The organism is Paracoccus cavernae, assembly GCF_042430175.1.
GTDB lineage: Bacteria > Pseudomonadota > Alphaproteobacteria > Rhodobacterales > Rhodobacteraceae > Paracoccus > Paracoccus cavernae.
The window spans coordinates 186,497-212,073 of record NZ_JBHMDZ010000049.1; the positions used below are offsets into that span (position 1 = coordinate 186,497).

At 64.2% G+C, this 25,577-nt stretch carries 20 protein-coding genes; 16 read left to right on the forward strand and 4 right to left on the reverse strand.

What is annotated here, in order from left to right; all coding sequences use genetic code 11:
* Positions 1-293: 293 nt before the first annotated feature.
* A complete protein-coding gene (locus ACFFUC_RS18720) occupies positions 294-521 on the reverse strand; it encodes a DUF1127 domain-containing protein (protein WP_377688442.1) in 228 nt (75 codons plus the stop codon).
* Positions 522-850: 329 nt separating this feature from the next.
* Here ACFFUC_RS18720 and ACFFUC_RS18725 point away from each other — a divergent pair, with 329 nt between their 5' ends.
* The 9 genes from ACFFUC_RS18725 to murD all read left to right on the forward strand — a co-directional run bounded on the left by ACFFUC_RS18725 (position 851) and on the right by murD (position 11,923).
* Positions 851-1,969 carry an Mrp/NBP35 family ATP-binding protein gene (locus tag ACFFUC_RS18725; RefSeq protein WP_377688443.1) on the forward strand — a complete coding sequence of 373 codons (1,119 nt, stop codon included), beginning with the start codon at positions 851-853 and terminating at the stop codon, positions 1,967-1,969.
* Between the two features lie 836 nt (positions 1,970-2,805).
* Positions 2,806-3,324: a division/cell wall cluster transcriptional repressor MraZ gene (gene mraZ, locus ACFFUC_RS18730; RefSeq protein ID WP_377688444.1), complete on the forward strand. Its 519-nt coding sequence runs from the start codon at positions 2,806-2,808 to the stop codon at positions 3,322-3,324.
* Positions 3,321-4,292, forward strand: a complete 972-nt coding sequence (gene rsmH, locus ACFFUC_RS18735; protein WP_377688445.1) for a 16S rRNA (cytosine(1402)-N(4))-methyltransferase RsmH — start codon at positions 3,321-3,323, stop codon at positions 4,290-4,292. Before mraZ ends, rsmH begins: the two co-directional genes overlap by 4 nt.
* Positions 4,292-4,633, forward strand: coding sequence for a cell division protein FtsL (gene ftsL, locus ACFFUC_RS18740; RefSeq protein WP_377688446.1), 342 nt, complete (start codon positions 4,292-4,294; stop codon positions 4,631-4,633). The genes rsmH and ftsL overlap by 1 nt, the downstream gene beginning before the upstream one ends.
* Complete coding sequence (locus ACFFUC_RS18745; RefSeq protein ID WP_377688447.1) at positions 4,630-6,435, forward strand: peptidoglycan D,D-transpeptidase FtsI family protein; 1,806 nt, start codon at positions 4,630-4,632, stop codon at positions 6,433-6,435. The genes ftsL and ACFFUC_RS18745 overlap by 4 nt, the downstream gene beginning before the upstream one ends.
* 15 nt (positions 6,436-6,450) lie before the next feature.
* Positions 6,451-7,935, forward strand: a complete 1,485-nt coding sequence (locus tag ACFFUC_RS18750; RefSeq protein ID WP_377688448.1) for a UDP-N-acetylmuramoyl-L-alanyl-D-glutamate--2,6-diaminopimelate ligase — start codon at positions 6,451-6,453, stop codon at positions 7,933-7,935.
* Positions 7,932-9,326, forward strand: a complete 1,395-nt coding sequence (locus ACFFUC_RS18755; RefSeq protein ID WP_377688449.1) for a UDP-N-acetylmuramoyl-tripeptide--D-alanyl-D-alanine ligase — start codon at positions 7,932-7,934, stop codon at positions 9,324-9,326. The genes ACFFUC_RS18750 and ACFFUC_RS18755 overlap by 4 nt, the downstream gene beginning before the upstream one ends.
* Positions 9,327-9,328: 2 nt before the next feature.
* Entirely contained in the window at positions 9,329-10,411 is a 1,083-nt protein-coding gene (mraY, locus tag ACFFUC_RS18760) for a phospho-N-acetylmuramoyl-pentapeptide-transferase (RefSeq protein WP_377688450.1), read from the forward strand.
* 111 nt (positions 10,412-10,522) lie between these two features.
* Positions 10,523-11,923, forward strand: a complete 1,401-nt coding sequence (murD, locus tag ACFFUC_RS18765) for a UDP-N-acetylmuramoyl-L-alanine--D-glutamate ligase (protein WP_377688451.1) — start codon at positions 10,523-10,525, stop codon at positions 11,921-11,923.
* Between the two features lie 94 nt (positions 11,924-12,017).
* On the opposite strand, the gene ACFFUC_RS18770 is transcribed toward murD, so the two are convergent.
* Positions 12,018-13,190, reverse strand: coding sequence for an OmpP1/FadL family transporter (locus ACFFUC_RS18770; protein ID WP_377688452.1), 1,173 nt, complete (start codon positions 13,188-13,190; stop codon positions 12,018-12,020).
* 158 nt (positions 13,191-13,348) lie between these two features.
* On the opposite strand from ACFFUC_RS18770, the gene ACFFUC_RS18775 reads away from it, so the two are divergent.
* The 4 genes from ACFFUC_RS18775 to ACFFUC_RS18790 all read left to right on the forward strand — a co-directional run bounded on the left by ACFFUC_RS18775 (position 13,349) and on the right by ACFFUC_RS18790 (position 19,221).
* Positions 13,349-14,320 (forward strand): TDT family transporter, encoded by a 972-nt coding sequence (locus tag ACFFUC_RS18775; RefSeq protein ID WP_377688453.1) that lies wholly within the window; start codon positions 13,349-13,351, stop codon positions 14,318-14,320.
* 68 nt (positions 14,321-14,388) lie between these two features.
* Complete coding sequence (guaB, locus tag ACFFUC_RS18780; protein WP_377688454.1) at positions 14,389-15,837, forward strand: IMP dehydrogenase; 1,449 nt, start codon at positions 14,389-14,391, stop codon at positions 15,835-15,837.
* Positions 15,838-15,915: 78 nt separating this feature from the next.
* Positions 15,916-17,079 carry an RsmB/NOP family class I SAM-dependent RNA methyltransferase gene (locus tag ACFFUC_RS18785; RefSeq protein WP_377688455.1) on the forward strand — a complete coding sequence of 388 codons (1,164 nt, stop codon included), beginning with the start codon at positions 15,916-15,918 and terminating at the stop codon, positions 17,077-17,079.
* 57 nt (positions 17,080-17,136) lie between these two features.
* Positions 17,137-19,221, forward strand: a complete 2,085-nt coding sequence (locus tag ACFFUC_RS18790) for a hybrid sensor histidine kinase/response regulator (protein WP_377688456.1) — start codon at positions 17,137-17,139, stop codon at positions 19,219-19,221.
* An 82-nt stretch (positions 19,222-19,303) separates the two neighbouring features.
* On the opposite strand, the gene ACFFUC_RS18795 is transcribed toward ACFFUC_RS18790, so the two are convergent.
* Positions 19,304-19,921: a sulfotransferase family protein gene (locus ACFFUC_RS18795; RefSeq protein ID WP_377688457.1), complete on the reverse strand. Its 618-nt coding sequence runs from the start codon at positions 19,919-19,921 to the stop codon at positions 19,304-19,306.
* Positions 19,922-20,188: 267 nt separating this feature from the next.
* Here ACFFUC_RS18795 and recA point away from each other — a divergent pair, with 267 nt between their 5' ends.
* From recA to ACFFUC_RS18810, 3 genes are all read left to right on the forward strand, one after another.
* Positions 20,189-21,256: a recombinase RecA gene (recA, locus tag ACFFUC_RS18800; protein WP_377688458.1), complete on the forward strand. Its 1,068-nt coding sequence runs from the start codon at positions 20,189-20,191 to the stop codon at positions 21,254-21,256.
* Between the two features lie 238 nt (positions 21,257-21,494).
* Positions 21,495-24,152, forward strand: coding sequence for an alanine--tRNA ligase (gene alaS / locus ACFFUC_RS18805; protein ID WP_377688459.1), 2,658 nt, complete (start codon positions 21,495-21,497; stop codon positions 24,150-24,152).
* A gap of 228 nt (positions 24,153-24,380) precedes the next feature.
* Positions 24,381-25,175 (forward strand): class II glutamine amidotransferase, encoded by a 795-nt coding sequence (locus ACFFUC_RS18810; protein ID WP_377688460.1) that lies wholly within the window; start codon positions 24,381-24,383, stop codon positions 25,173-25,175.
* A 140-nt stretch (positions 25,176-25,315) separates the two neighbouring features.
* Here the strand turns inward: ACFFUC_RS18810 and ACFFUC_RS18815 are convergent, their stop codons facing one another.
* On the reverse strand, positions 25,316-25,531 hold the full coding sequence (locus tag ACFFUC_RS18815) for a DUF1127 domain-containing protein (protein WP_377688461.1): 216 nt from the start codon (positions 25,529-25,531) through the stop codon (positions 25,316-25,318).
* Positions 25,532-25,577 lie beyond the last annotated feature (46 nt).

Sequence of the window (25,577 nt, forward strand, 5' to 3'; positions counted from 1 at the left end):
AGGAGGGGCGACGTATAAGGTGCGGCAATGGCTGGGAGGAGGAGTGCCATCACCGCTAACGATAGGTCCCAGGGAGGAGGAGGGGACCACCGTATTCGAATTCCGTTCCCGCATCTGGCGGGAAGAAGCGGCGGCGACCCCAGGGAGGAGGAGGGGGTCGCCGCCTTCAACACGAAACCCCAGGGAGGAGGAGGGGTTTGCGCGATAGGGTGGCGACATCCTCAGGGAGGAGGAGGAGGATGTCGCCTAAAGCCGGACCCAGGGAGGAGGAGAGGGTCGGGCTGTCCGAATTCTTATGCTTTGCCGTTGACCGCAGCCGTTGCGATCGAGGTGATTTCCAGGCGGTTGATGCCCAGATCGGCGAGGTCGCGATCCGAAAGGCCGTTCAGTTCCTTGACCGTCTGGCGATAGAGCGCGCGACGTGCAAAGAAGCTGTTCAAGCTGCCGAGCAGTGCCGGGATGCGACCGTTGGATGCAGCATTGCTGCGGGCCGTGCCATGGTTGAGATCAAGAAGTGCCATTGTCGTTTCGCTTTTCATCATCTGCTCGGGACCGGATTGTCCGTCGCTCTGTTAGTGCCAACATGGGGTAATTTCTGCATCTGCACAATGCCCAGAAGGTGCGATGCTGCTATGCAGCAAGAGCATAACTCAAACTGACATACTGTCATCTTACTGTCTGAATAGTGGCGTGAAAACGAAACTATCCACAGGCTGAAGAGAGGATTTTTCCCCTCGAGCTATGCTGTGACGCTGGGTCGCAATGCTTTAGCCGTACCCTGTGCTAGGGTCCTTGCCGTCGATGCGGCAAATTGTCATTCTGCGGCATCTTATGAGAAGCGGGGTGCAAAATGGCGATCTCACGCGAGGCTGTCCTGAACGAACTTGACCGAATCGCAGTGCCGGGCGGTGGAACACTGGTATCGCGCGATATGGTGCGCGCCCTGAGCACGGAAGGCGATACGGTTCGATTCGTCATCGAGGTTGCCGATGCGGCGGTGGCGCAGGCCCTGTCCCATGCCGAAGCCGAGGCAAAGCGGCTGCTTGGTGCACTCGAGGGCGTCGAAAAGGTCCAGATCGTCATGACGGCGCCCGCTGCGCCGCGCGGTCAGGCCGCGCCGCCGGTCATGCGCTCTTCGGGCGATGCAGGTGCCGGGGGCGGCGCGCCGCCCAATCTCAAGATCGGTCGCCATCCGACCCCGCAGGCCGGCCCCGCCGAAGTGAAGGGCGTCAAACGCATCCTCGCGATCGGCTCGGGCAAGGGCGGCGTCGGCAAATCGACCGTGACCTCGAATCTCGCGGTCGCGCTGGCGCGCAAGGGCCGCAAGGTCGGGGTTCTTGATGCCGATATTTACGGCCCTTCGCAGCCGCGCATGCTGGGTGTGACCGACCGCCCCTCGAGCGACGGCCAGACAATCGAGCCCCTGCGCGCCCATGGCGTGACCATGATGTCGCTCGGGCTGATGATGAAGGACGGCGAGGCGGTGGTCTGGCGCGGGCCGATGCTGATGGGCGCGATCCAGCAGATGCTCACGCAGGTGAATTGGGGCGAGCTCGATGTTTTGCTCGTCGATCTGCCGCCCGGAACCGGCGACGTGCAGCTCAGCCTGACGCAAAAGGCGCATGTCACCGGCGCGATCATCGTCTCGACACCGCAGGATATCGCGCTGATCGACGCCCGCCGCGCCATCGACATGTTCGAAAAGCTCAAGACCCCCGTTCTGGGCCTGATCGAGAACATGTCTGCTTATATCTGCCCCAATTGCGGCCATGAGGCGCATCTCTTCGGTCACGGCGGCGTCGCGCTCGAGGCGATGAAGCACAATCTGCCCTTCCTTGGCGAGATCCCGCTGGAGCTAGAGGTTCGTCTCGCCGGCGATGCGGGTCGTCCGATCGCTGCGGGCGAGGGCGCTGTTTCCGAGGCCTATGCCCGTCTGGCCGACCGTCTGATCGGCGGCGGCATGGCCTGACGGCGGCTGGATCCGGCAAGTTTGATGCCGCGCATCCCGATTGCGAGCGGGCCCGAGAGGGCCCGTTTTGCGCTCTCACGGGCGACCCGGTTGTGAAAATCCTTCTCGGGATGTCGCGCGAACCGGTGCGATCGGGCGAGTTTTGCGTGAAGATTTCACGCCAAGGCTGCGCTGGGAATTTACGGGAACCGCTTTTGGGATTACATGGGAGTGGTTCCTGCATCCGAATCATCGGGTGAAACAGGGGCAAGAGAGCCTCACTCGGGCGTGAACCGATGTGATTCGGAGCAGAAAAGACCGCCAAAGAGCGTGACATCTTTTTCGCTTCGGTGTGGCGATTCGGCCGCTCTCCGCAGTTATCCACATCTTTCGGGAAAACATGGGATTTTCTTGCCACAGGGGCGGCTGCCCCAGATTTAGTGGTTGTTGACTCTTGGGCATACGATACCTGTGCGGTGAGTCGCGCGATTAATCCGATGTTCCCGACGTGTTCGGTGGTGGCATTCCGCCTGTGTCCGTTTTCGCCCGAAATTGCCCGTTGCTTCCCGTGAAATCCCATGGCATCCCTTTCTTCACGGAAACGGGCTTCAAGGGACGATCAAGATCCCACGGCGAGCTAGCAGGCTTCATACAGGCACCCGTATCCAGATAACGACCCGGCAGCGCGCGAGCAGCACCTCCCCCAGGTGGCGCGAAAGCAGGGCGATCCCCGAAACTTCGGGGCCCGTAAAGGGAACGAGGGCGGCGGATCGGGCAGTGGCAGCAGCCCGATCCGCCCTTTGCTTTTCCGGGCCAACCGGAAGGCTCACAAGGGACAGTGGAAGGGACGCGGACAGGTGGCGCGTAGGTTCAGAGGGTCGGAAGAGGTCAAGGTCGACGCGAAAGGTCGCGTTTCGATCCCTGCCAAATTCCGTCGCGTCTTTGAAAGCTGCGATCCCGATTGGGCCGAGAGCAGCGACCGCGCCCATATGGTCATCGTCTACGGTACCCGCGACTGGAACCACATGCGCCTTTACACCATCGAGGCCATGGACGAGATCGACGACGGCATTTCGCGCATGGCGCGCGGCTCGGCCGATCGAAACTACCTCGAAATGGTGATGCACGGCCTGTCCGACGAGGCCGAAATCGACAATGACGGGCGACTGGTCCTGCCGCAGCGGCTTCGCGAGAAGGTCGGGCTGGTGGACCGCGCCGTGTTCATGGCGGCGGGTGACCACCTGAAGCTCTGGACCCCCGAATCCTACGAGGCCGAACTCGAGAAGATCGAAGCCGAGGTGCCCAATCTGGCACCGGGCGCAGATCCGCTTTCGCTTTTGCCCAGCCCCGGAACCATCAATGAGGGCACAGCATGAGCAGTCCGACCGAACCCCATATCCCCGTCCTCCTCGCCCCGCTTCTGCGAGCTGTTTCACCTGTTGAGGGCGTCTGGGCCGACGGCACTTTCGGCGCGGGCGGCTATACGCGCGGACTGCTCGAGGCCGGTGCCGCGACCGTCGTGGGTATCGACCGCGACCCGTCGGTCTTCTGCATGGCCGAGCCTTGGGCGGGTGCTTACGGCGACAGGCTGCGGCTGGTCGAAGGCACGTTTTCCGATCTCGACCGCCTTGCCGGCGAGCCGCTCGACGGGGTGGTTCTCGATCTGGGCGTCAGCTCGATGCAGCTCGATCAGGCCGAGCGCGGCTTTTCCTTCATGCGCGACGGGCCGCTCGACATGCGGATGAGCGACAAGGGTCCGACGGCGGCCGAACTCCTGAATACCGCCGAGGAAAAGACCATCGCCGATGTGCTTTACCACTACGGCGAAGAGCGTGCCTCGCGCCGCATCGCAAAGGCGATTGTCGCCGCGCGCCCGCTGACGCGCACGGCCGAGCTGGCAGAGGTGGTGCAATCCTGCCTGCCGCGTCCCAAACCGGGGCAAAGCCATCCCGCAACGCGGTCGTTTCAGGCGATCCGCATCTGGGTCAATGACGAATTCGGCCAGCTGGTCGCGGGCCTTGCCGCCGCCGAGCGCGCGCTCAAAGAGAGCGGTCAGCTTGCCGTCGTGACCTTCCATTCCCTCGAAGACCGCATCGTCAAACGCTTCATGCAGCACCGTTCGAATTCGGCGGGCGGGGGCAGCCGTTACGCGCCCGTGGCCGAGCAGGCACCGCCCGCGTTCAAAATGGCTTTCCGCCGAGCGATCGGCGCCGATGACGACGAGCTCGAGGCCAATCCGCGTTCGCGTTCGGCGCTGTTGCGGGTCGCGGTCCGTACCGGCGCGCCTGCGGGCGATGTCGATACGGCGGTGCTCGGCCTGCCCTCGCTTCCCGGAGGACGATGATGCGCTCGCTGCTGTATCTCACGACGGCTTTGGTGGTGATGGGGCTGGCCTTCTGGGCGTATCGCGAGAATTACCGCACGCAGGCCGCGATCAACAACATGGCCGATATCCAGCGTGAAATCGGCGGCCTGCGCGAGAATATCGGCATTTTGCGCGCCGAATGGTCCTATCTCAACCGGCCGGAGCGGCTGCGCGAGCTCGTCAACCTGAACTTCGACAAGCTCAAGCTGGTGCCGATCGTCTCGGACCAATTCGTCGACATCAGCCAGGTCGCTTACGGCCTGCCCAAAGCCGAACCCGTCGTCACCGACACGCCCGAGACCGAGGAGAGCCAGCCATGATCCGCACCCCGCTCCGGCCTCTGGCCCGCATTCTCCGCGCCCGCGAAAAGGGCGAGAACCCCGATGATATCGAGGCCGAGAACCGCGCCCGCCGTCATGCCGAAATGCAGGACCAGTCCCGCCGCGGGGCCGAACGCCGTCTGGTCGTTCTGGCCTCGGTTTTCGTTCTGGCTTTCGGCACGGTCGGGCTGCGCATGGGGGCGCTTGCCTCGAGCCAGCCGGCCGAGCCGCGCGTCCAGACCACCGGCGCGCAGATCATTTCGCAGCGTGCCGATATTACCGACCGCTCGGGGCGGGTTCTGGCGACGAACCTGCTGACCCATTCGCTTTACGCCCATCCGCAGCAGATGATCGACCCCGACCGCGCCGCGCGCGAGCTGGTCAGGATCTTCCCCGATCTCGACGCCGAGCGGCTGCACAAGGACTTCACCGGCAAGCGCACTTTCCTGTGGATCAAGAAAAAGCTCTCGCCCGAGCAGATGCAGGCAGTCCACGACATCGGCGAGCCCGGCCTTCTGTTCGGCCCGCGCGAGATGCGCCTTTATCCCAACGGCAACCTCGCCAGCCATATCCTCGGCGGTTCGACCTTCGGCAACGAAGGCGTGAACAGCGCAGAGGTTCTAGGCATGGCGGGCGTCGAAAAGGCGTTTGACGGCTGGCTCCGCGATCCCGCCAACGAGGGCGCGCCGCTCGCGCTGTCGATCGATCTGAGCGCGCAGGCGGCGATGGAGGAAGTCCTCGCCAACGGCATGAAGGTCATGAACGCCAAAGGCGCGACGGCGATCTTCATGGAGATCAAATCCGGCGAGATCATCGCCATGGCGAGCCTGCCCGATTTCGATCCCAACGACCGCCCGCGTCCGCTGTTGACGGGCGATGCCTCGGACAGCCCGCTTTTCAACCGCGCGGTGCAGGGCCAATACGAGCTCGGCTCGACCTTCAAGATCTTTCCGGTGGCGCAGGCGATCGACCTGCAGCTGCTCAATCCCAATACGATGATCAACTCCTCGACGCCGATGAAGATCGGGAAATACCTGATCCATGACTTCCACAATTACGGCCGCCAGCTTTCGGTTGCCGACATCATCGCGAAATCCTCGAACGTGGGGACGGTGCGCATCGCGCAGATGGTGGGCGTCGAGCGTCAGAAGGACTTCCTCCAGAAGCTCGGCTTCTTCGAGCCGACGCCGGTCGAGATGACCGAAGCGCCGACCGGCAAGCCCCTTGTGCCGCAGCGCTGGCCTGCGGTGACGGCGGCGACGGTGTCTTTCGGGCATGGCCTCGCGGCAAGTCCGCTGCATCTGGCGAGCGCCTATGCCACGATCGGCAATGGCGGCAAACGGGTGCGCCCGACGCTGGTTCACGGCCACAAACATCAGGAGGGCGACCAGATCATGTCGCCCAAGGCCGCAGCTACGGCCGTCGATCTTCTGCGTCAGGTCGTGACGCGCGGCAGCGGCCGCAACACCGATGTCGAGGGCTACGAAATCGCGGGCAAAACCGGTACCGCCGACAAGCCGCGCCCCACGGGGGGCTATTACAAGGACAAGGTTGTCGCGACCTTTGCCTCGGTCTTTCCGGCCAGCAATCCGCAATATGTTCTGGTCGTGACGCTGGACGAGCCTTCGGCCAGCACGGCGGGGGGCGGGGAGTCGCGCGTTGCCGGTCTGACCGCCGTGCCGGTCGCCGCCGAGCTGATCCGCCGTCTGGCGCCGCTGGTCGGGCTGCGTCCGCAGACGGAATCGAAACTTCCCACCATTGAACCGCGTCTTCCCGATGGGCTAAAGCTCGTCGCGAACTGACCGAACGGGGTAAACGTGTCTGATACGGCGAAAAAGCTGTCCCTTCTGGGGCTTAGAGGGGACAAGGGCCGCGACCCGGAGGTGAGCGGCCTCGCCGTCGATTCGCGGCAGGTCAAGCCGGGCTATCTGTTCGCGGCCTTGCCAGGCAGCGAGACCCACGGCGCCTCCTTCATCGGCACCGCGCTGAAACAGGGCGCGGGCTCGATCCTGACCGATCGCGAGGGCGCGGCGCTTGCCGCCGCCGATCTGTCCGGCGCCGATGCCGCGCTGATCGTGGTCGAGGACCCGCGCGCGGCCCTTGCCGCCGCCAGCGCGCTCTGGTTCGGCTCGCAACCCGAAAAGCTTGTTGCGGTGACCGGAACCTCGGGCAAGACCTCGGTTGCGACCTTCACCCGCCAGATCTGGCAGAACCTCGGCCACAAGGCGATCAGCCTCGGCACGATGGGCGTTCAGGGCGATTTCGAGGCCAAGCTTGCCCATACCACCCCCGAGCCGATCACCCTCCACCGCGTTCTCGCAGGCGCGGCAGAGGCGGGCGTGACCCATGCCGCGATGGAGGCTTCCTCGCACGGGCTCGACCAGCGCCGTCTGGACGGGGTGCGCGTGATGGCGGGGGCCTTTACGAATTTCAGCCAGGATCATCTGGATTACCACAAGAACTTCGACGATTATTTCGCGGCCAAAGCGCTGCTTTTCAATCATATTCTTGAAGAGGGCCAGCAGGCCGTCATCAATATCGACGACATCCGCGGCCGCCAGATGGCCGAGATCGCCGCCGATCGCGGTCTGAACGTCATGACCGTCGGCCGCGATCCGCGCGCCGAATTGCGCATTCTGAACCAGCGCTATGATGCGACGGGGCAGGATTTGCGCTTCTCGATCCAGGGCGAGACCCATATGGTGCGCCTCGCGCTGATCGGGGGCTTTCAGGCCGAGAACGTGCTGGCCGCTGCCGGTCTGGCGATGGCTTCGGGCGATGATGCCGGCGCGGTGGTGGAATCGCTCCACAAGCTCACGACCGTGCGCGGCCGGATGGAGCTGGCGGCGCTTCGCGAAAACGGTGCGGCGGTCTTTGTCGATTACTCGCACAAACCCGGCGCCTTGTCTTCGGCACTGCAATCCTTGCGCCCCCATGTCATGGGCCGCATCATCGTGGTCTTCGGGGCGGGCGGCGACCGCGACCGCCTCAAACGCCCGTTGATGGGCGAGGCGGCGCGCGATTTTGCCGATGTGGTCTTCGTGACCGACGACAATCCGCGCACCGAAGATCCGGCATCGATCCGCGCCGAGGTCATGGCGGGCGCGGGTCCCCATGCGATCGAGGTCGGCGACCGTGCCGAGGCGATCCTGCGCGGGGTCGATGCGCTCCAGCCGGGCGACGCTTTGTTGATCGCGGGCAAGGGCCACGAGACCGGCCAGATCATCGGTCAGGACATTTTCCCCTTTGACGACGCCGAGCAGGCCTCGGTCGCTGTCGCCGCATTGGACGGCAAGATATGACGACACTCTGGACGAAGGCCGATGCCGCTGCCGCCACCGGCGGTCGCGCGCAGGGGCTGTGGCATGATGCGGGCATCTCCGGCGTCTCCATCGACACCCGCACCATCGCGAAGGGCGATCTCTTCGTGGCGCTGACCGATCAGCGCGACGGGCATGATTTCGTGGCGCAAGCGCTGGAAAAGGGTGCGGGTGCCGCGCTTGTGTCGCGCATCCCCGAAGGGCTTTCCCCCGATGCGCCGCTGCTTCTGGTCCCCGATGTGCTTGATGCTCTGGTCGCTTTGGGCCGTGCGGGGCGCGCGCGGATGGCGGGCAAGGTGATCGCGATCACCGGCTCTGTCGGCAAGACCTCGACCAAGGATATGGCGCGCGCCGCTCTGGCCGGTCAGGGCCGCATCCATGCAGCCGAAGCAAGCTACAACAACCATTGGGGCGTGCCGCTGACCTTGGCGCGCATGCCCGCCGACAGCGGTTTCGCGATCATCGAGATCGGCATGAACCACCCCGGCGAGATCGAGCCTCTGGCCCGTCTGGCCCGCCCCCATGTCGCGATGATCACCACCATCGCCGCCGCCCATCTCGAGGCTTTCGGCGCGATCGAGGGGATCGCCCGTGAAAAAGGCGCGATCTTCATGGGGCTGGAGCCTGCGGGCACTGCCGTCATCCCCGAGGATCTTTCGACCACCCAGATCCTGCGCGATTGCGCCGATGCCGCCGGAGCGATCCTGATCGGTTTCGGCGAATTCGGCATGGCCCAGCTGATGAAGGCCGAGCCGGTCGAGGGCGACACCCGCGTGAGGGCGCGCATTCTCGGGCAGGTCGTCGATTATGTCGTCCATAGCGCTGGCACCCATTTCGCGATGAATTCGGTCGGCGTGTTGGCGGCGATCGCGGCGGCGGGGGGCGATGTGAAAGCCTCGGCCCGCGCGCTCGAGGCCTGGCTGCCCCCGAAGGGGCGCGGCGCGGTCGAAGATCTGGGCGGCATCCGCCTGATCGACGATGCGTTCAACTCGAACCCGACCTCGCTTTCGGCGGGGCTCGCGACGCTGGCGCGCCTCGGTGGCGGCCGTCGCGTGGCGATCTTGGGCGATATGCTCGAACTCGGCCCCGACGAGATCGCGATGCACCGTGCCATGGCCGGTGATGCGGCGATGGAATCGGTCGATCTGGTCCATCTCGCGGGCCCCCTCATGCGCAACCTCTACGAGGCTCTGCCCCAAGCCAAGCGCGGGATCTGGGCCGAGGATGCCGCAGGACTGGTCGCACAGCTCGATCTGCTGACCGAAACCGGCGATATCGTGCTGGTCAAAGGCTCCAAATCGTCGAAGGTTTCGACGGTGGTTGACGCGCTGCGGCGTTCGCGCGAAAGCAGCGGCCCCGAGAAGAGAGGATAGCGATGTTTTACTGGTTGGCCAGCCTGTCGGATGGCGGCGATTTCTTTAACCTGTTCCGCTACATCACCTTCCGGGCGGGCGGGGCTTTCTTCACGGCGCTGATCTTCGGCTTCATCTTCGGACGCCCGCTGATCGACCTTCTGCGCCGCAAGCAGAAAAAGGGCCAGCCGATCCGCGACGACGGCCCGCAGAACCACTTCGCCAAGGCCGGTACGCCGACCATGGGCGGCTTGCTGATCCTTGCCGCGCTGACGGTGGGAACGCTGCTTTGGGCGCGGCTCGACAACGGCTATGTCTGGATCGTTTTGCTGGTCACGCTCGGTTTCGCGCTGATCGGTTTCGCCGACGACTACGCCAAGGTCACCAAACAGCACCATGCCGGCCTCTCGGGCCGCGTGCGCATGCTGATCGGTCTGGCCATTGCCGCTGCCGCAGCGACGGCGGCGAGCTTTCTCCACCCCGAGGCGCTCTCGAACCAGCTCGCGCTGCCGCTGCTGAAAAACACGCTGATCAACCTCGGGATCTTCTATATTCCCTTCGCGATGGTGGTGATCGTGGGCGCGGCGAATGCGGTCAACCTTACCGACGGTCTCGACGGTCTGGCGATCATGCCGGTGATGATCGCGGCGGCAACTTTCGCCATCATCTCCTATATGGTCGGCAACGCCAATTTCGCCAATTACCTCGGCCTGCATCCGGTGCCGGGCACGGGCGAGCTTGCTGTCTTCGTCGCGGCGCTCATCGGCGGTGGTCTGGGCTTTTTGTGGTATAACGCACCGCCTGCCGCCGTCTTCATGGGCGATACGGGCTCGCTCGCTCTGGGCGGCGCGCTCGGTGCGATCGCGGTCGTCACCAAGCACGAGGTCGTGCTCGCCATCGTCGGCGGCCTCTTCGTGGTCGAGGCGCTCTCGGTCATCATTCAGGTCCTTTACTTCAAGCGTACCGGCAAGCGCGTCTTCCTGATGGCCCCGATCCACCACCATTTCGAGAAAAAGGGCTGGGGCGAGGCGCAAATCGTGATCCGCTTCTGGATCATCGCGCTCATTCTGGCGCTGATCGGCCTCGCGACCCTCAAGATCCGCTGATCGGGCGGCCCGAAAGGGCCCCCTTCACCTTCCCACATCTTCCATGTCGAAATATCCTCTGGGGGACCGGGGGGCGAAGCGCCCCCGGCGTCAGATAAAAAGGGGCCGCAGATGATTCCCGTTCAGGGCGTTCAATACCAGACCATCGCCGTTTTGGGCCTTGGCCTTTCGGGCCGCGCCACCGCCGCCGCACTGGCAGAGGGCGGCGCTTCGGTTGTCGTCTGGGATGACGGCGCCGATACCCGCGCCGAGGCCGAGGCGCAGGGCCTCGTGCTCCGCGATCTGACCCGCGAGAGCGCGTGGGAGGGGATCTCGGCGCTGATCACCAGCCCCGGCATCCCGCATCTTTATCCCAAACCCCATCCGGTCATCGCCATGGCTTACGAGCTGGGCGTGCCGGTCGACAACGACATCGGGCTCTTTTTCCGCAGCTTCGCGACGCGCGACTGGGACCAGTTCGACACGTTCCCGCGCGTGATCGCGGTGACCGGCTCGAACGGCAAATCGACGACCACCGCGCTCATCCACCATATCCTCAAGGAAAACGGCCGTCCGACCCAGATGGGGGGTAATATCGGGACCGGCGTGCTCGCGCTCGATCCGGCCGAGGATGGCGAGGTGGTGGTGATCGAGCTCTCGAGCTACCAGACCGATCTTGCCCGTGCGCTGACCCCCGATGTCGCGGTCTTCACCAATCTCTCGCCCGACCATCTGGACCGCCATCACGGCATGGGCGGCTATTTCGCGGCCAAGCGCCGGCTGTTCTCAGAGGGCGGTCCCGATCGCGCGGTGATCGGCGTGGACGAGGTCGAGGGCCGCTATCTCGCCGATCAAATGGCGCAGGGTGCGGCGGACGACCGCGTGATCCGCGTATCCTCGGGTACGAAGCTCGAGCGTTTCGGCTGGTCGGTTTTCGCACGCAAAGGCTTTCTTGCCGAATACCGCAAGGGCCGTCAGGTCGCCTCTTTCGATCTGCGCGCCATCACCGGCCTTCCGGGCGAGCACAACCACCAGAACGCCTGCGCCGCCTATGCCGCCTGCCGCGCCGTGGGGCTTGCTCCGCGCGAGATCGAATCCGCCTTCCACAGTTTCGCGGGCCTGCCGCACCGCAGCCAGACCGTCGCCGAAATCAATGGCGTGCGCTGGGTCAACGACAGCAAGGCCACCAATGTCGATTCCGCCGAGAAGGCGCTGCTGGCTTTCAAGAACATCCGCTGGATCGCGGGCGGGATGGGCAAGGAGGGCGGGATTTCCTCGCTTTTGCCGCATCTCGGCAATGTGGTGAAAGCCTATCTCATCGGCCATTCGGCACGCGATTTCGCGCTCGAACTGGGCCAGACCCCCTACGAGATCGTCGAGACGATGGAGGCGGCTGTCGCCCGTGCCAACGCCGAGGCGCAATCGGGCGATACGGTGCTTCTCGCGCCCGCAGCGGCCAGCTTCGACCAATATCCGAACTTCGGCAAACGCGGCGACCATTTCATGGCGCTTGTCGAGGCCCTCAAGCCCTGACCAAGCGGCACACCTTGCGCAACAAAAAAAGGCCCCGATGACGGGGCCTTTTCTTTGGCTGGAGAGGGCGGGACCGCGCCCGCCCGGAACCGGATCAGAAGCTATAGCCGACGCGGACGCCGACGCCCCAGATATGGCCGTCATCGGTATGGCCGACGCGGGTTTTGTCGTCCTCGACGCCGACGCCGAGGTTGGAGCCGCCGAGTTTCGAATAGTTGATGCCGGTCGTGATCTTGATTTTGTCCTGGGTGTAGATCGCGGCCAGCGTGATGCCCTTGCGCCCGTTATAGGGGGCGAGCGGCGAGATATCGTCGCCTTTGCTGGGCTCATAGACGAGCGAGGCCGAACCCGACCAAGTGTCGTTGAATTTGCGGCCGACGCCGAGGGTATAGGTCGTGGTATCGTCGAGCGAGACCAGTTCGACCGTGCCTTCGGGGCGCTGGATCGGGAAGACCGCGTTGTCGACCTTGAACTCCGACCATTTCACCCAACGGATCGAGCCGAAGACCAGCGTGTCCTCTGCAACGCCGGTCTGGCCTTCCAGCGTCCAGCTGCGCGGGGTTTTGACCTTGTGCTTGCCGCGCAACGTGTCGGTTGCGCCGCCGGTGCCGGCAAGAATGGCCGGACCGTTTTCGGTCATGTCGAAATCATGCTCGATCGGCGAGTTGTAGGTCAGCGAGACGCGACCCGCGATCTCGGGGATCTCGTAGGCCGCACCAGCGACCCAGCCAAAGCCCCATGCGCCGTCGATATCGAGATCGTAATAGCTGCCGATCCGGTCGTAAGCCGCACCTTGCAAGGTGACATGGCCGTCGGCGCGCGAGGCGCGCAGACCGCCGTGAACCGAAAAGTTGTTCTCGAATTTATAGCGCAGCAGGCCGGTAAAGGTCGTCGAATTGACCTCGACCTTGGTGCCGCCCAGAACCGGCGAGCCGCCGTCCTGCGGCAGGCGGTAGTCGATATCCGCGCCGAAGGGCTGCTCGATAATGAAAGCGCCCGACAGATTGTCGTTGAACTGGTGCTTGTAGGCGAGGCCGAAGAAGCCGTAGCCGCCGGCGACGTCTCCGGTGCTGTAGGGCCCGCCGAGCTGCGGCGGCGCGATGTCGCGGCCCTCGACTTTGGGATTGGCGCCGCCAAAGCTCAGCTCGCCGTAATTGCCCTGTTCGAACAGGATGTTGATCGATTGCGGAGCCCGCTCGATCCCGCCGGCCAATGCCGGAGCAGCGCCGAGCATCAATGCGCCCATTGCGGTCAATGTCTTTTTCATAATTCCCTCCCCAGAGTCGAAGACGTGCTTCTCTCTAGAGCCTGTTCGACGGAAGTCCACGGGTCAATTATGCCGCATTCATGACGCAGCGTATTGGGACTATGATCGTCACGTTCGTGTCATTGCCGCAACGCTGTGACGCCGAGAAAAGGTTCGATATGCATTTCCCCCCGATCAAGCAGGTCCCCAAGGGTTTCGCCCGCCGGATGCCGCCCGCCGTTTTCGCGCCGCTTCTGGGTGCGCTCGCCCTCGTGGGTGTCTGGCGCAACCTCGCTTCCGTCTTCGGGTGGCCGCCCGCCTTGGCGCAATTGGCGGCGGGTATGGCGGTGGCTGCGGCGCTGTTTTGCTACGCGGCCTATGGCGCCAAGATCCTGCGCCGGCCCGCGGTTCTGGCCGAAGAGCTTGCGATCCTGCCCGGTCGCGCGGGATGCGGGGCGGCGGTGGTGTCGGTCTATATGCTGGCGGTGGTGATCGGACCTTTCGCGCCTTCGCTTGCCCGCGCGGTTCTGGTTGCGGGGATGGCGCTGCATCTTGCTTTCTGGTCGGTGCTGATCCCCGTGATGATGCGCAAAGCGGGGCAGGGGCGGGTGACGCCGGTCTGGCAGCTCAATTTCGTGGGCCCGATCGTTGCGGCTTTGGCGGCAAGCCAGCTCGGTTGGGAGGGGCTTGCCCGCGCGATCTGGTATCCTGCGGCGGCTATGGCGCTTTTCATCTGGGCGGTCTCGCTGGATCAGGCACGCCGCGAGCGCATCCCCGCACCGCTCAGGCCGCTTCTGGCGATCCATCTCGCGCCGGTCGCGGTTCTGGGCACGGTCGCCGCGGGCCTCGGGATGGAGGCTGCTGCAGGCCTTTTCGCGCTGGTTGCGTTGCTCGCTGTGGCGGTCATGTTTGCGGGCGCGCGCTGGCTGACCGAGGCGGGGCCCTCGCCCTTGTGGGGCGCGTTCACCTTTCCGCTATCGGCCACGGCGGGGCTTTGGCTGGTGCTTGCGCAAAACACTCCGATCTGGCGCATTCCGGGGGCGATTATGGCGGTTTTCGCCAGTCTCGTGGTGCTTTGGGTGCTTGGATTCGTCTGGCGTGACTGGGCATCGGGACGGCTTGCCGCCAAAACCAACGCGGCCATTGCATGATGGGCTGGACATTTCTTCCGAGCCGTGAAAGTGGAAACTGCCAAATCGAACACTGACAGGAGATATCCATGCAGATTCGCGAGGCACTCACCTTCGACGACGTTTTGCTCGTACCCGCAGCTTCCTCGGTCATGCCGTCGACCGCGGATGTGACGACCTATGTGACGCGCAAGATCCGCATGAACATCCCGCTTCTGTCCTCGGCGATGGATACGGTTACGGAAAGCCGCATGGCGATCGCCATGGCACAGGCCGGCGGGATCGGCGTGATCCACCGCAACCTGACGGGGGCCCAGCAGGCCGACGAAGTCCGCCGCGTCAAACGTTTCGAATCCGGCATCGTCTACAACCCGATCACCCTGCGCGCCGACCAGACGCTGGCCGATGCCAAGGCGCTCCAGGAACGCTACAGCGTTTCGGGCTTTCCGGTGGTTGACGCCGATGGCCGCGTCGTCGGCATCGTCACCAACCGCGACATGCGTTTCGCCAGCGACGACCGCACGCCGGTCAGCGTCATGATGACGACCGACAATCTCGCGATCCTGCACGAGCCCGCCGATCGCGCGCAAGCCATCGAGATGATGAAGGCGCGCCGGATCGAAAAGCTGCTTGTGACCGATAACGCGGGCAAGCTGACCGGCCTTCTGACCCTCAAGGATACCGAGATGTCGGTCCTCAACCCGCTGGCCTGCAAGGACGATCTGGGTCGTCTGCGTGTGGCGGCGGCCTCGACCGTCGGCGACGAAGGCTTCGAGCGCTCGATGGCTCTGGTCGAGGCGGGGGTCGATCTTCTGGTCATCGACACCGCGCACGGCCATTCCGAGGGCGTCGCCAAAGCGGTCCGCCGCATCAAGGAAGCCGCAGGCGACATTCAGGTCGTGGCCGGCAACGTCGCAACCGCTGCGGCAACCAGCGCGCTGATCGATGCGGGTGCGGATGCGGTCAAGGTCGGGATCGGCCCGGGCTCGATCTGCACCACGCGTATCGTCGCGGGTGTGGGCGTGCCGCAGTTGACCGCCATCATGGATGCGGTTTCGGGTGCGGGCGATGTTCCGATCATCGCGGATGGCGGTATCAAATTCTCGGGCGATTTCGCCAAGGCCATCGCGGCAGGGGCGTCCTGCGCCATGGTCGGCTCGGCGATTGCCGGCACCGACGAAAGCCCGGGCGAGCTGATCCTCTATCAGGGCCGGACCTTCAAATCCTACCGCGGGATGGGCAGCCTCGGAGCAATGGCGCGCGGCTCGGCCGACCGCTATTTCCAGAAGGATGCGGCCTCCGACAAGCTGGTGCCGGAAGGCATCGAAGGTCAGGTCGCCTATAAGGGTGCTGCCTCGGCGGTCATCCACCAGCTGGTCGGCGGTCTGCGCGCGGCCATGGGCTATACCGGCAACGCCACCGTCGCCGAAATGCGCGGCGGCTGCGAGTTCGTGCGCATCACCGGCGCGGGCCTGAGCGAAAGCCACGTCCATGACGTGCAAATCACGCGCGAAAGCCCCAACTATCGTCTGGGCTAAGCCCGATCCAAACCGGAAGCGGGGCGGCGAGAGCCGCCCTTTTCATATCCGCCGCCCTTTTGACCGTTAGGAAATCCCGTGATCCCCGCCGCCCGCATTCAGGCCGCCATCGGCATTCTCGACCGTATCCTCGCCGGAGACCCCGCCGAAGCCGCCTTGCTGCGCTGGTCGCGCGGCAGCCGCTATGCCGGTTCGGGTGACCGCGCGGCGGTGCGCGATCTGGTTTTCGACAGCCTGCGCCGCAGATCCTCGCGCGCGGCTTTGGGCGGCGCACTGAGCGGTCGCGGCCTTATGATCGGCATGTGCCGCGAAGAGGGGCTGGCGCTCGAGACGGTCTTCACGGGTGAAGGCCATGCACCCGCGCTCCTCTCGGAAGAAGAGCATGCCGCAGGCCGCGAGCCGCACGCCCAAGAGGCGCTGGATCTGCCCGAATGGCTTTGGCCGCAGTGGCAGGAGGCGCTTGGCCCCCATGCCGAAGGAATGGCTCTGGCGTTGCGCGAACGCGCGCCGGTCTGGCTGCGGGTGAACCCGAAAAAGTCCGATCCCGCCACCGCGATTGCCGCTCTCGCGGCCGAGGGCGTTCAGGCGAGCATCGTTCCTGCAATCGCGACCGCGCTGCTCGTGGAAGAGGGCGCGCGCCGTATCTCGGCATCTTCGGCCTATCGCGACGGTCTGGTCGAACTGCAGGATCTCTCGCCCCAGCTCGCTTGTGCGGCTTTGCCCGCGACCGGCAGCGTGCTGGACTATTGTGCGGGCGGCGGCGGCAAGGCTCTGGCAATGGCCGCGCGCGGAGCGGGGCCTGTCAGCGCCCATGACGTCGATGCGGCCCGCATGGCAGATCTGCCCGAGCGCGCGCGCCGCGCCGGTGCCAAGATCCGCCTGCTCAAACCGCGCGGGATCGCCGGCCGCTTCGATCTGGTCATGACGGATGTGCCCTGTTCCGGCTCGGGGACGTGGCGGCGCACGCCGGATGCGAAATGGCGGCTCCAAGAGGCCGATCTCGACAGGCTCTGCGCGCTTCAGGCCGCGATCCTGACCGAGGCGGCCGAAACCGTCGCCGAGGGCGGCGTGCTGGCCTATATGACCTGCTCGGTCCTGACGCGCGAGAACAGCGCCCAGATCGGGGCGTTTCTGGCCCGCGACGCCCGTTTCACGCTGGAAACGGAGCAGGGCTACGGCCCCGAGGCAGGGTTCGCGGCCGGCTCCGACGGTTTCTATCTCGCGGTTTTGCGGCGGCGTTAACCACTTCTTAACATCCCCTGCGATAAAGCGGTGCGGTAAAGTGCTGAGGGGGTGTGTATGATCAATCGCGACATGTCGGCGACCGCGCTGGCGCTGGTGCCCCTGCTGACGCTTCCGGTTCTGGTCGGGGCGCTGTGGCTTGCGCTTTATCCCGAAAGCCATTCGGCCGCGCTTTTCATCATCCTCTGCTCGCTCGCGCTTGCGTGGTATCTTTTGGGCGGTGCGATTGCCGCGCGCCATTTCGCCACCGCTTTGGCAGAAAGACGCGAGCTGCGCGATCTCGCGAAAGCCATGGATGCGGCGGGCTTGCCGGCCTTCGTCGCGTCAAGCGACGGCTTGATTTTGGCGCAGAACGCGCTGGTCGCGACCGAATACGGCGATCTGGCGGGGCGCAGGGCGCAGGACGCTTTGGGACGCTCGCTGGCCAATCCGGCGGGGATCTGGAAAATGATTGCAAGCGCACTCGACCGCAAAGGCGCAACCCGCGTCGATTTCGGTCCGGCGGGGGCCTTTGCCGTCAGTCGCGCACCAGGCGGACGGCTGCAGCTTTGGCTTTCCGAGCCGGAGTTGCGCGCCGAACCCTTCGAGCCCCAGCCCGAGCGCCACACCGATCTCACCCATTTCGAGACTTTGCCCGTCGCGATCCTGATCCTTGATGCGAAGGCCACGGTTCTGCGCGCCAATACGCTGGCTTGCGAGATGCTGGGGGAGGATCTGGACGGCCGCGCGCTCTCGATGATGTTCGAGGGGCCGGGGCGTGCGCTCACCGATTGGGTCGCCGATGTCTGCTCGGGCAGGCTTCAGGTAGGAAGCGAGGTCCTGCGCATGCGCGGAGACGGGCCGGAGCGCTTCATGCAGGTCAGCCTCAAAAGCGGACAGGGGGATGGCGTTACGGCGGTTTTGTCGGATGTGAGCGATCTCAAACGCCTCGAGGCGCAATTCGTCCAGAGCCAGAAAATGCAGGCGATCGGCCAGCTTGCCGGTGGTATTGCCCATGACTTCAACAACTTGCTGACAGCGATCAGCGGGCATTGCGATCTCTTGATGCTGCGTCACGACAAGGGCGATCCGGATTTCTCGGATCTTGACCAGATCAGCCAGAACGCCAATCGTGCCGCCTCGCTGGTCGGTCAATTGCTGGCCTATTCGCGCAAGCAGACCCTCAAGTTCCAGCGCTTCGACCTGCGCGATGCCCTGGCCGATCTCACCCATCTTCTCAACCGGCTGGTGGGCGAAAAGATCATCCTGACCTTTCAGCATGACCCCAAGCTGAACATGGTGCGGGCCGACAAGCGCCAGCTCGAGCAGGTCATCATGAACCTTGTGGTCAATGCGCGCGATGCCATGCCCAACGGCGGCGATATACTGATTGCGACCTCAAACCTGCATATCGATCCGTGCAGCAATGCCACGGGGGCGGAAGGCGCGACCGGCAGGCCGCATCACGCGCTTCCGGCGGGCGATTATGTCGGCGTCGAGGTGGTGGATCAGGGCTGCGGCATTCCCCCCGATATTCTGAGCAAGATCTTCGAGCCGTTCTTTTCGACCAAACGGACCGGCGAGGGAACAGGGCTCGGCCTTTCGACGGCATATGGCATCGTCAAACAGACCGGCGGTTTCATTTTTTGTGACAGCGTGGTCGGGGAGGGAACGACGTTCTCCTTGTATTTCCCCGCCCATATCCGCACGGTTTCCGAAACCGATGGCGATCATGCGCCCGAGCCTGCCCAGCCAGCGCAAACCGTGTCGCGGATCGAGCGCGAGGCCACCGTCCTTTTGGTCGAGGACGAGGCTGCGGTCCGCGCCTTCGCCAGCCGGGCTCTCAAGCTTCAGGGCTTCAAGGTGCTCGAGGCTGCTTGTGCCGAGGATGCGCTGGAACTTCTGTCGGATCAGCGGCTTGTCGTGGATGTCTTCGTGACCGATGTGGTCATGCCGGGGATGGACGGGCCCGCTTGGGTGCGCACGGCCTTGCGCGAACGGCCCTCGACACGGGTGATTTTCATGTCGGGCTATAGCGAGAACATCTTTGCCGAGGGCAATCCGCCGGTGCCCAATTCGGTCTTCCTCGCCAAACCCTTCTCGCTCAGCGAATTGACTGCTTTGGTCAGCAAGCAGCTGGAGGCTACGCCCGAGATGGCGTGAGGGGGCTTGCGGGTGGGGACAAGGCGGGCACCCCCTCTTTCAAAGGAGCCGCGCCCTGCTTTTCATGCTGGCGTGCTTTGGGTCAAAGCGCTTGATAAAGGGCCAGATCCTGCGCCATGACCGCGCTCAGCCTCTGTTCGGCCTCCGGCGAGAGCGAGACATCGACCGAGGGCGGCACGTTCAGACGCGGCAGGATCAGCGCACAATCAAGCCGCTCTTCCATGAAATCGGTGAAGGCCTCGATATCCTCGTAGCGGAAGATCCGGTCGACGCGCTGCCCGTCATGAGACAGGAACCCGCTTTGCGAACCGATCTCGGCATGGGACGTCGCGGCTTGGCCGCTGTCGTTTGCACCATTCGCGCCGGTGGGCGTGCCGTAGCCATCGGCGAATTGCTCGAAGCTCACGCCCTCCATCTCGTGGACCGGATCCTCGTTGTCGTCGCGCAGGCGGAAGCGATACCAGCTGCGCAGCCAGTCGAGCGGCTCGCGCATCAGGGCGACCGTGGTGAAATCCTCGCCGGTCGCGGCCTTCAGCCAGGGTGCGATGAAGGCGTGGTAGCTCTTCAGATCGGCATGTTTCAAAGCCGGCGGGCGCTGGACGGCAAGGCTCGCAAGCGGTTCGAGCGCCGCCTCGATCGCGGTCGAACCTGTCTTGGGAGTCGCAAGAAAAACGAGCTTTTTTTCGAAAAAAATCAGCATTATGGGCTTCGATCACTGAGTGGGGGCAGGGTGCAGGGGGATGCGCGCTGCAAGCCGCCGCATAGCACGGGGCGTCACGATTCCCGGCAAGGTGCCGTAAACGCTTTCTTAACCGAAGTCGTGATTACTTTGCGAGACGCAAGCTTGGATCGGATGAAATGTTGTTGCCAAGCGCGTGGTAATGCGGAATAAGAACAATAAGAGAACATTATCCATGTAACGAAGATTGCCCCCGCGCGAGGGGTGTGAAATAACTGCGAGGACATCATGGCAGGGGCGACACTTTTCGACATGACCGACAAGAAAACGGCTGACAAGCAAAAGGCGTTGGATAGCGCGCTGGCCCAGATCGAACGTCAGTTCGGCAAGGGCTCGATCATGAAGCTCGGCGCGGATAATCCGGTGGCCGAGATCGAGGCGACTTCGACCGGCTCGCTGGGCCTTGATATCGCGCTCGGCATCGGCGGCCTGCCCAAGGGCCGCATCATCGAAATCTTCGGTCCCGAAAGCTCGGGCAAGACGACGCTCACGCTGCATGTCGTGGCCGAAGAGCAGAAAAAAGGCGGGGTCTGTGCTTTCGTCGACGCGGAGCACGCGCTTGATCCGCAATATGCCAAGAAATTGGGCGTGAACCTTGACGAGCTGCTGATCAGCCAGCCCGATACCGGCGAGCAGGCGCTCGAGATCGTCGATACGCTGGTGCGTTCGGGCGCGGTCAGCCTTGTCGTGGTGGACTCGGTCGCGGCGCTGACCCCCAAATCCGAGATCGAAGGCGATATGGGCGACATGCAGATGGGCTCTCAGGCCCGTTTGATGAGCCAGGCGATGCGCAAGCTGACGGCCTCGATCGGGCGCAGCAACTGCATGGTGATCTTCATCAACCAGATCCGGATGAAGATCGGCGTGATGTTCGGCAACCCCGAGACCACGACCGGCGGCAATGCGCTGAAGTTCTACGCCTCGGTGCGTCTCGATATCCGCCGCACCGGCTCGATCAAGGACCGCGACGAGGTTGTCGGCAACGCGACCCGCGTCAAAGTCGTCAAGAACAAGGTCGCGCCGCCCTTCCGTCAGGTCGAATTCGACATCATGTATGGCGAGGGCATCTCGAAGATGGGCGAGCTGATCGACCTTGGCGTCAAGGCCAGCGTCGTCGAGAAATCGGGCTCGTGGTATTCCTATGGCGACGAGCGCATCGGCCAGGGCCGCGAGAACGCCAAGCAGTTCCTGCGCGACAATCCCGAAATCGCGATGGCGATCGAGGACCGGATCCGCGCGAGCCACGGTCTCGACTTCGGTGCCTCCGAGGAAAGCAGCGACGATTTGACCGAATAAGGTCGAAGCCGTTGACGGTGAAAGGAAAAGGGGTCGTTTCGGCCCCTTTTTCATTGGGCGGCGCCTGTATCCGCAAGACGTTTTGCGCGCCCGCTTGCCCCCGACAGGGCGCCGGTACCTGCATGCTTGCCGCTTTCGCTGAAAGGTTGCGCCTTTACGCTGGCCCCGCAGGGGGATATTGCCTTTCCTCACATCTATAGACAGCGCCGGTTCGAGGCCCTCAGCGGGATTTCCTGACATGCCAAGCCTGAACGATATTCGTTCCACCTTCCTGGATTTCTACAAGCGCAACGACCACCGCGTCGTCGAGTCGAGCCCGCTTGTCCCACGCAATGACCCGACCTTGATGTTCACGAACTCGGGCATGGTCCAGTTCAAGAACCTCTTCACCGGGGTCGAGCATCGCGATTACAAGCGCGCGACCTCGTCGCAGAAATGCGTGCGCGCGGGCGGCAAGCACAACGACCTCGACAACGTCGGCTATACCGCGCGCCACCACACCTTCTTCGAGATGCTGGGCAACTTCAGCTTCGGCGATTACTTCAAATCCGAAGCAATTCCCTTTGCATGGAAGCTCCTGACCAAGGATTTCGCCATTCCGAAGGAAAAGCTTCTGGTCACGGTCTACCACACCGACGACGAGGCGGCCGCGCTGTGGAAGAAGGTCGCGGGCCTGTCCGACGACCGCATCATCCGCATCCCGACCGACGACAACTTCTGGCGCATGGGTCCGACCGGCCCCTGTGGTCCCTGCACCGAGATCTTCTACGACCACGGCGACCACATCTGGGGCGGCCCTCCGGGCTCGAAGGACGAGGACGGCGACCGCTTCATCGAGATCTGGAACCTCGTCTTCATGCAATACGAGCAGTTCGAGGACGGCACGATGCGCGACCTCGACATGCAGTCGATCGACACCGGCATGGGGCTGGAGCGGATCGGCGCGCTTTTGCAGGGCAAGCACGACAACTACGACACCGATCTGATGCGCGCCCTGATCGAGGCCAGCGCGAATGTGACCAGTTCGGACCCCGACGGGCCGGGCAAGGTCCATCACCGCGTCATCGCCGACCACCTGCGCTCGACCTCCTTCCTGATCGCGGATGGCGTCATGCCTTCGAACGAGGGACGCGGCTACGTTCTGCGCCGGATCATGCGCCGCGCGATGCGCCATGCACATATGCTGGGCGCGCAGGATCCGGTCATGTTCAAGCTGGTGCCGGCTCTGGTGCGCCAGATGGGCGCGGCTTACCCCGAACTCGGCCGCGCGCAATCGATGATCGAGGAAACGCTGAAGCTGGAAGAAACCCGCTTCAAGCAGACGCTCGACCGCGGTCTGCGCCTGCTCGACGACGAGCTGTCGCGCCTGCCCGAAGGGGCGGCGCTTCCGGGTGCGGCGGCGTTCAAGCTTTACGACACCTACGGCTTCCCGCTCGATCTGACGCAGGACGCTTTGCGCGAAAAGGGCCGCACGGTCGAAACCGGTGGTTTCGACACCGCCATGGCCGAACAGAAAGCCAAGGCGCGCGCCGCCTGGGCCGGTTCGGGCGAGACGGCCGATGCGACCATCTGGTTCGATCTTGCCGACAAGCACGGCGCGAGCGAATTCCTCGGCTATGACACCGAAGTGGCCGAGGGCCAGATCCTGTCGCTGGTTCGGGACGGTTCCGCCGTCGGGAGCGCCAAGGAAGGCGAGTCCGTCCAGATCGTCGTCAACCAGACGCCCTTCTATGCTGAATCGGGCGGCCAGATCGGCGATACCGGCCTGATCAAGACCGAAAGCGGTGCCGCACGCGTCACCGATACCAAGAAGGTTTCGGGGCTCTTCATCCATTTCGCCGAAGTCACCATGGGCGAGATTTCGCGCGGCCAGGGCGCACAGCTGAGCGTCGATCACGCGCGCCGCTCGTCGATCCGCGCCAACCACTCGGCAACGCACCTGCTGCACGAGGCGCTTCGCCATGCGCTTGGCGATCACGTCGCGCAGCGCGGCAGCTTGAACGCCGATGATCGTCTGCGCTTCGACTTCAGCCACAACAAGGCGGTTTCGCCCGAAGAGCTGGCGCAGGTCGAAAGCGAAGTGAACAGCTACATCCGCCAGAACACGCCGGTCGAGACCCGTGTGATGTCGCCCGACGATGCCCGCGCCTTGGGTGCGCAGGCCCTGTTCGGCGAGAAATACGGCGACGAGGTTCGCGTCGTCTCGATGGGCCGTCAGGAAGGCTCGGGCAAAGGGCTGGATCAGGCGACCTATTCGCTCGAACTTTGCGGCGGCACCCATGTCGCGCGCACCGGCGATATCGGCGCATTCGTGCTGCTGGGCGACAGCGCCTCGAGCGCGGGCGTGCGCCGGATCGAGGCTTTGACGGGTTCCGAGGCCTTGGCCTATCTGCGCAATTCGGAAAACCAGCTCTCCGAAATCGCTGGCGCGCTCAAGGCGCAGGCGGGAGAGGTTGTCTCGCGCGTCAAGGCCTTGGCCGACGAGCGCAAGGCGCTTGCCAACGAGGTTGCCCAGCTCAAGCGCCAATTGGCGATGGGTGGCGCGGGTGACGCGGAAGCCAAGGATATCAACGGCATCAAAGTCATCGCGCGTCGTTTCGACGGCGTTTCGGGCAAAGAGCTCGGCCCGCTGGTCGATGAACTCAAGGCGAAGCTCGGCTCGGGTGCGGTTGTTGCGCTGACCGATGCGGACGGCAAAGCGACGGTCGCGGCAGGTGTCACGGCTGACCTGACCGAGAAACTCTCGGCGGTCGAGCTGGTCCAGACGGCGGTTGCGGCGCTTGGCGGCAAGGGTGGCGGCGGTCGTCCCGATCGTGCCCAGGGTGGTGCGCCGAGCCTTGATGGGGCCGATGCGGCCATTGCCGCAGTCGAAGCGCTGATCGGCAGCCGCGCTTAAAAGCGGGCTCCGGCCGTGATGGAAAGGGGGACGCGCGTCATTTCACGCGCGTTTCCCGCAGCTTGCAAGCGCAACGCCTGCCGATAAGGGGAGGGCGCTTTCGATCCCGCCGTCACGGGAATGCGCGATCTTGTGATTGTCGAAACTGCCGCAGCACCGGCGAAAGAACGTGATTCGTTAATATGCTCGTGCTAATTGGTAGGAAAAGACGAGCAGTAGGGACGGAACATGTGCCGTTGGGCCGCCTATATTGGCGCACCGATCTATCTTGAAGATATCATCAGCCGTCCGGGACATTCCCTCGTGCGGCAAAGCCATGGGGCAACCCATTGCCATACACCGGTCAATGCCGACGGCTTCGGTATCGCCTGGTATGGTGATCGCGACGAGCCGGGGCTTTACCGCGACGTGATGCCCGCATGGTCGGACCCCAACCTGCGCAGCCTGACCGCGACGGTTAAATCGCATCTCTTCATGGCCCATGTCCGCGCTTCGACCGGCACGGCGACGAGCCGCAACAATTGCCATCCCTTCAGCGTCGGGCGTTGGAGCTTCATGCATAACGGCCAGTTCGGCGGCTATGACGGCTATCGCCGCTCGGCCGAGGTGCTGATCCCCGACGAGGTTTACCACAACCGCAAGGGCGCAACCGATAGCGAGGCTTTGTTCCTTCTCGCGATGGGCATGGGGATGGATGGCGATCCGCAAGGCGCGATGGCGCGGGCGGCCGGCGCTTTCGAGGCTTTGGCGCGCGAGCGCGGCACTTTGCCCTTCGTCCGCCTGACCGCCGCCTTTTCGGATGGCGAACGGCTTTATGCGCTGCGCTATGCCTCGGACGAACATGCGCCCTCGCTCTATCACCGCTGGTCGGCGACGCGGGGCGGGCGGGCAGTGGTTTCCGAACCGCTCGAAACCGACGAGAAGGACTGGCTGGAGGTTCCCCCCGGCTCGTTTTGCGTCTTCGAGGGCGAGGATGTGACGATCACGCCCTTCGCGCCCGTGGCGGCAGAGGCCGCCGCCTGAGGACGACACTTTCCCGCGGAAATTTGTACGATAGGCAAAGAAAAACCGGCAGATCCGCGAGGATCATGCCGGTTTCGCATTCTGGCTGGCTGGAGGCGCCTATGCTGGCGCGTGTCTCGCTGGCAATTCGGGGCGTGCGCTCAGGCTTTGTCGCTGAAGACATGGGCGATCAGGTCGCCACGGCGCAGGCCGATGGTTTCCAGCTCGCGGTCGGACATGCGGTTGAGCGCGTGATACTGCGCCATATTCAAGCGGGCTTCGCTGATCGCCGAAACGGTTGCCGACAGCATTGCGCCCAAGCGGGCGAACAGGCCGTGGGATGCAGTTGCGGTTTTCTCGGCGTGAAGGGCGGTCATCGGTCGGTTCCTCTCTGGGGCGGATTGGCGGATCACGGTGCATTCC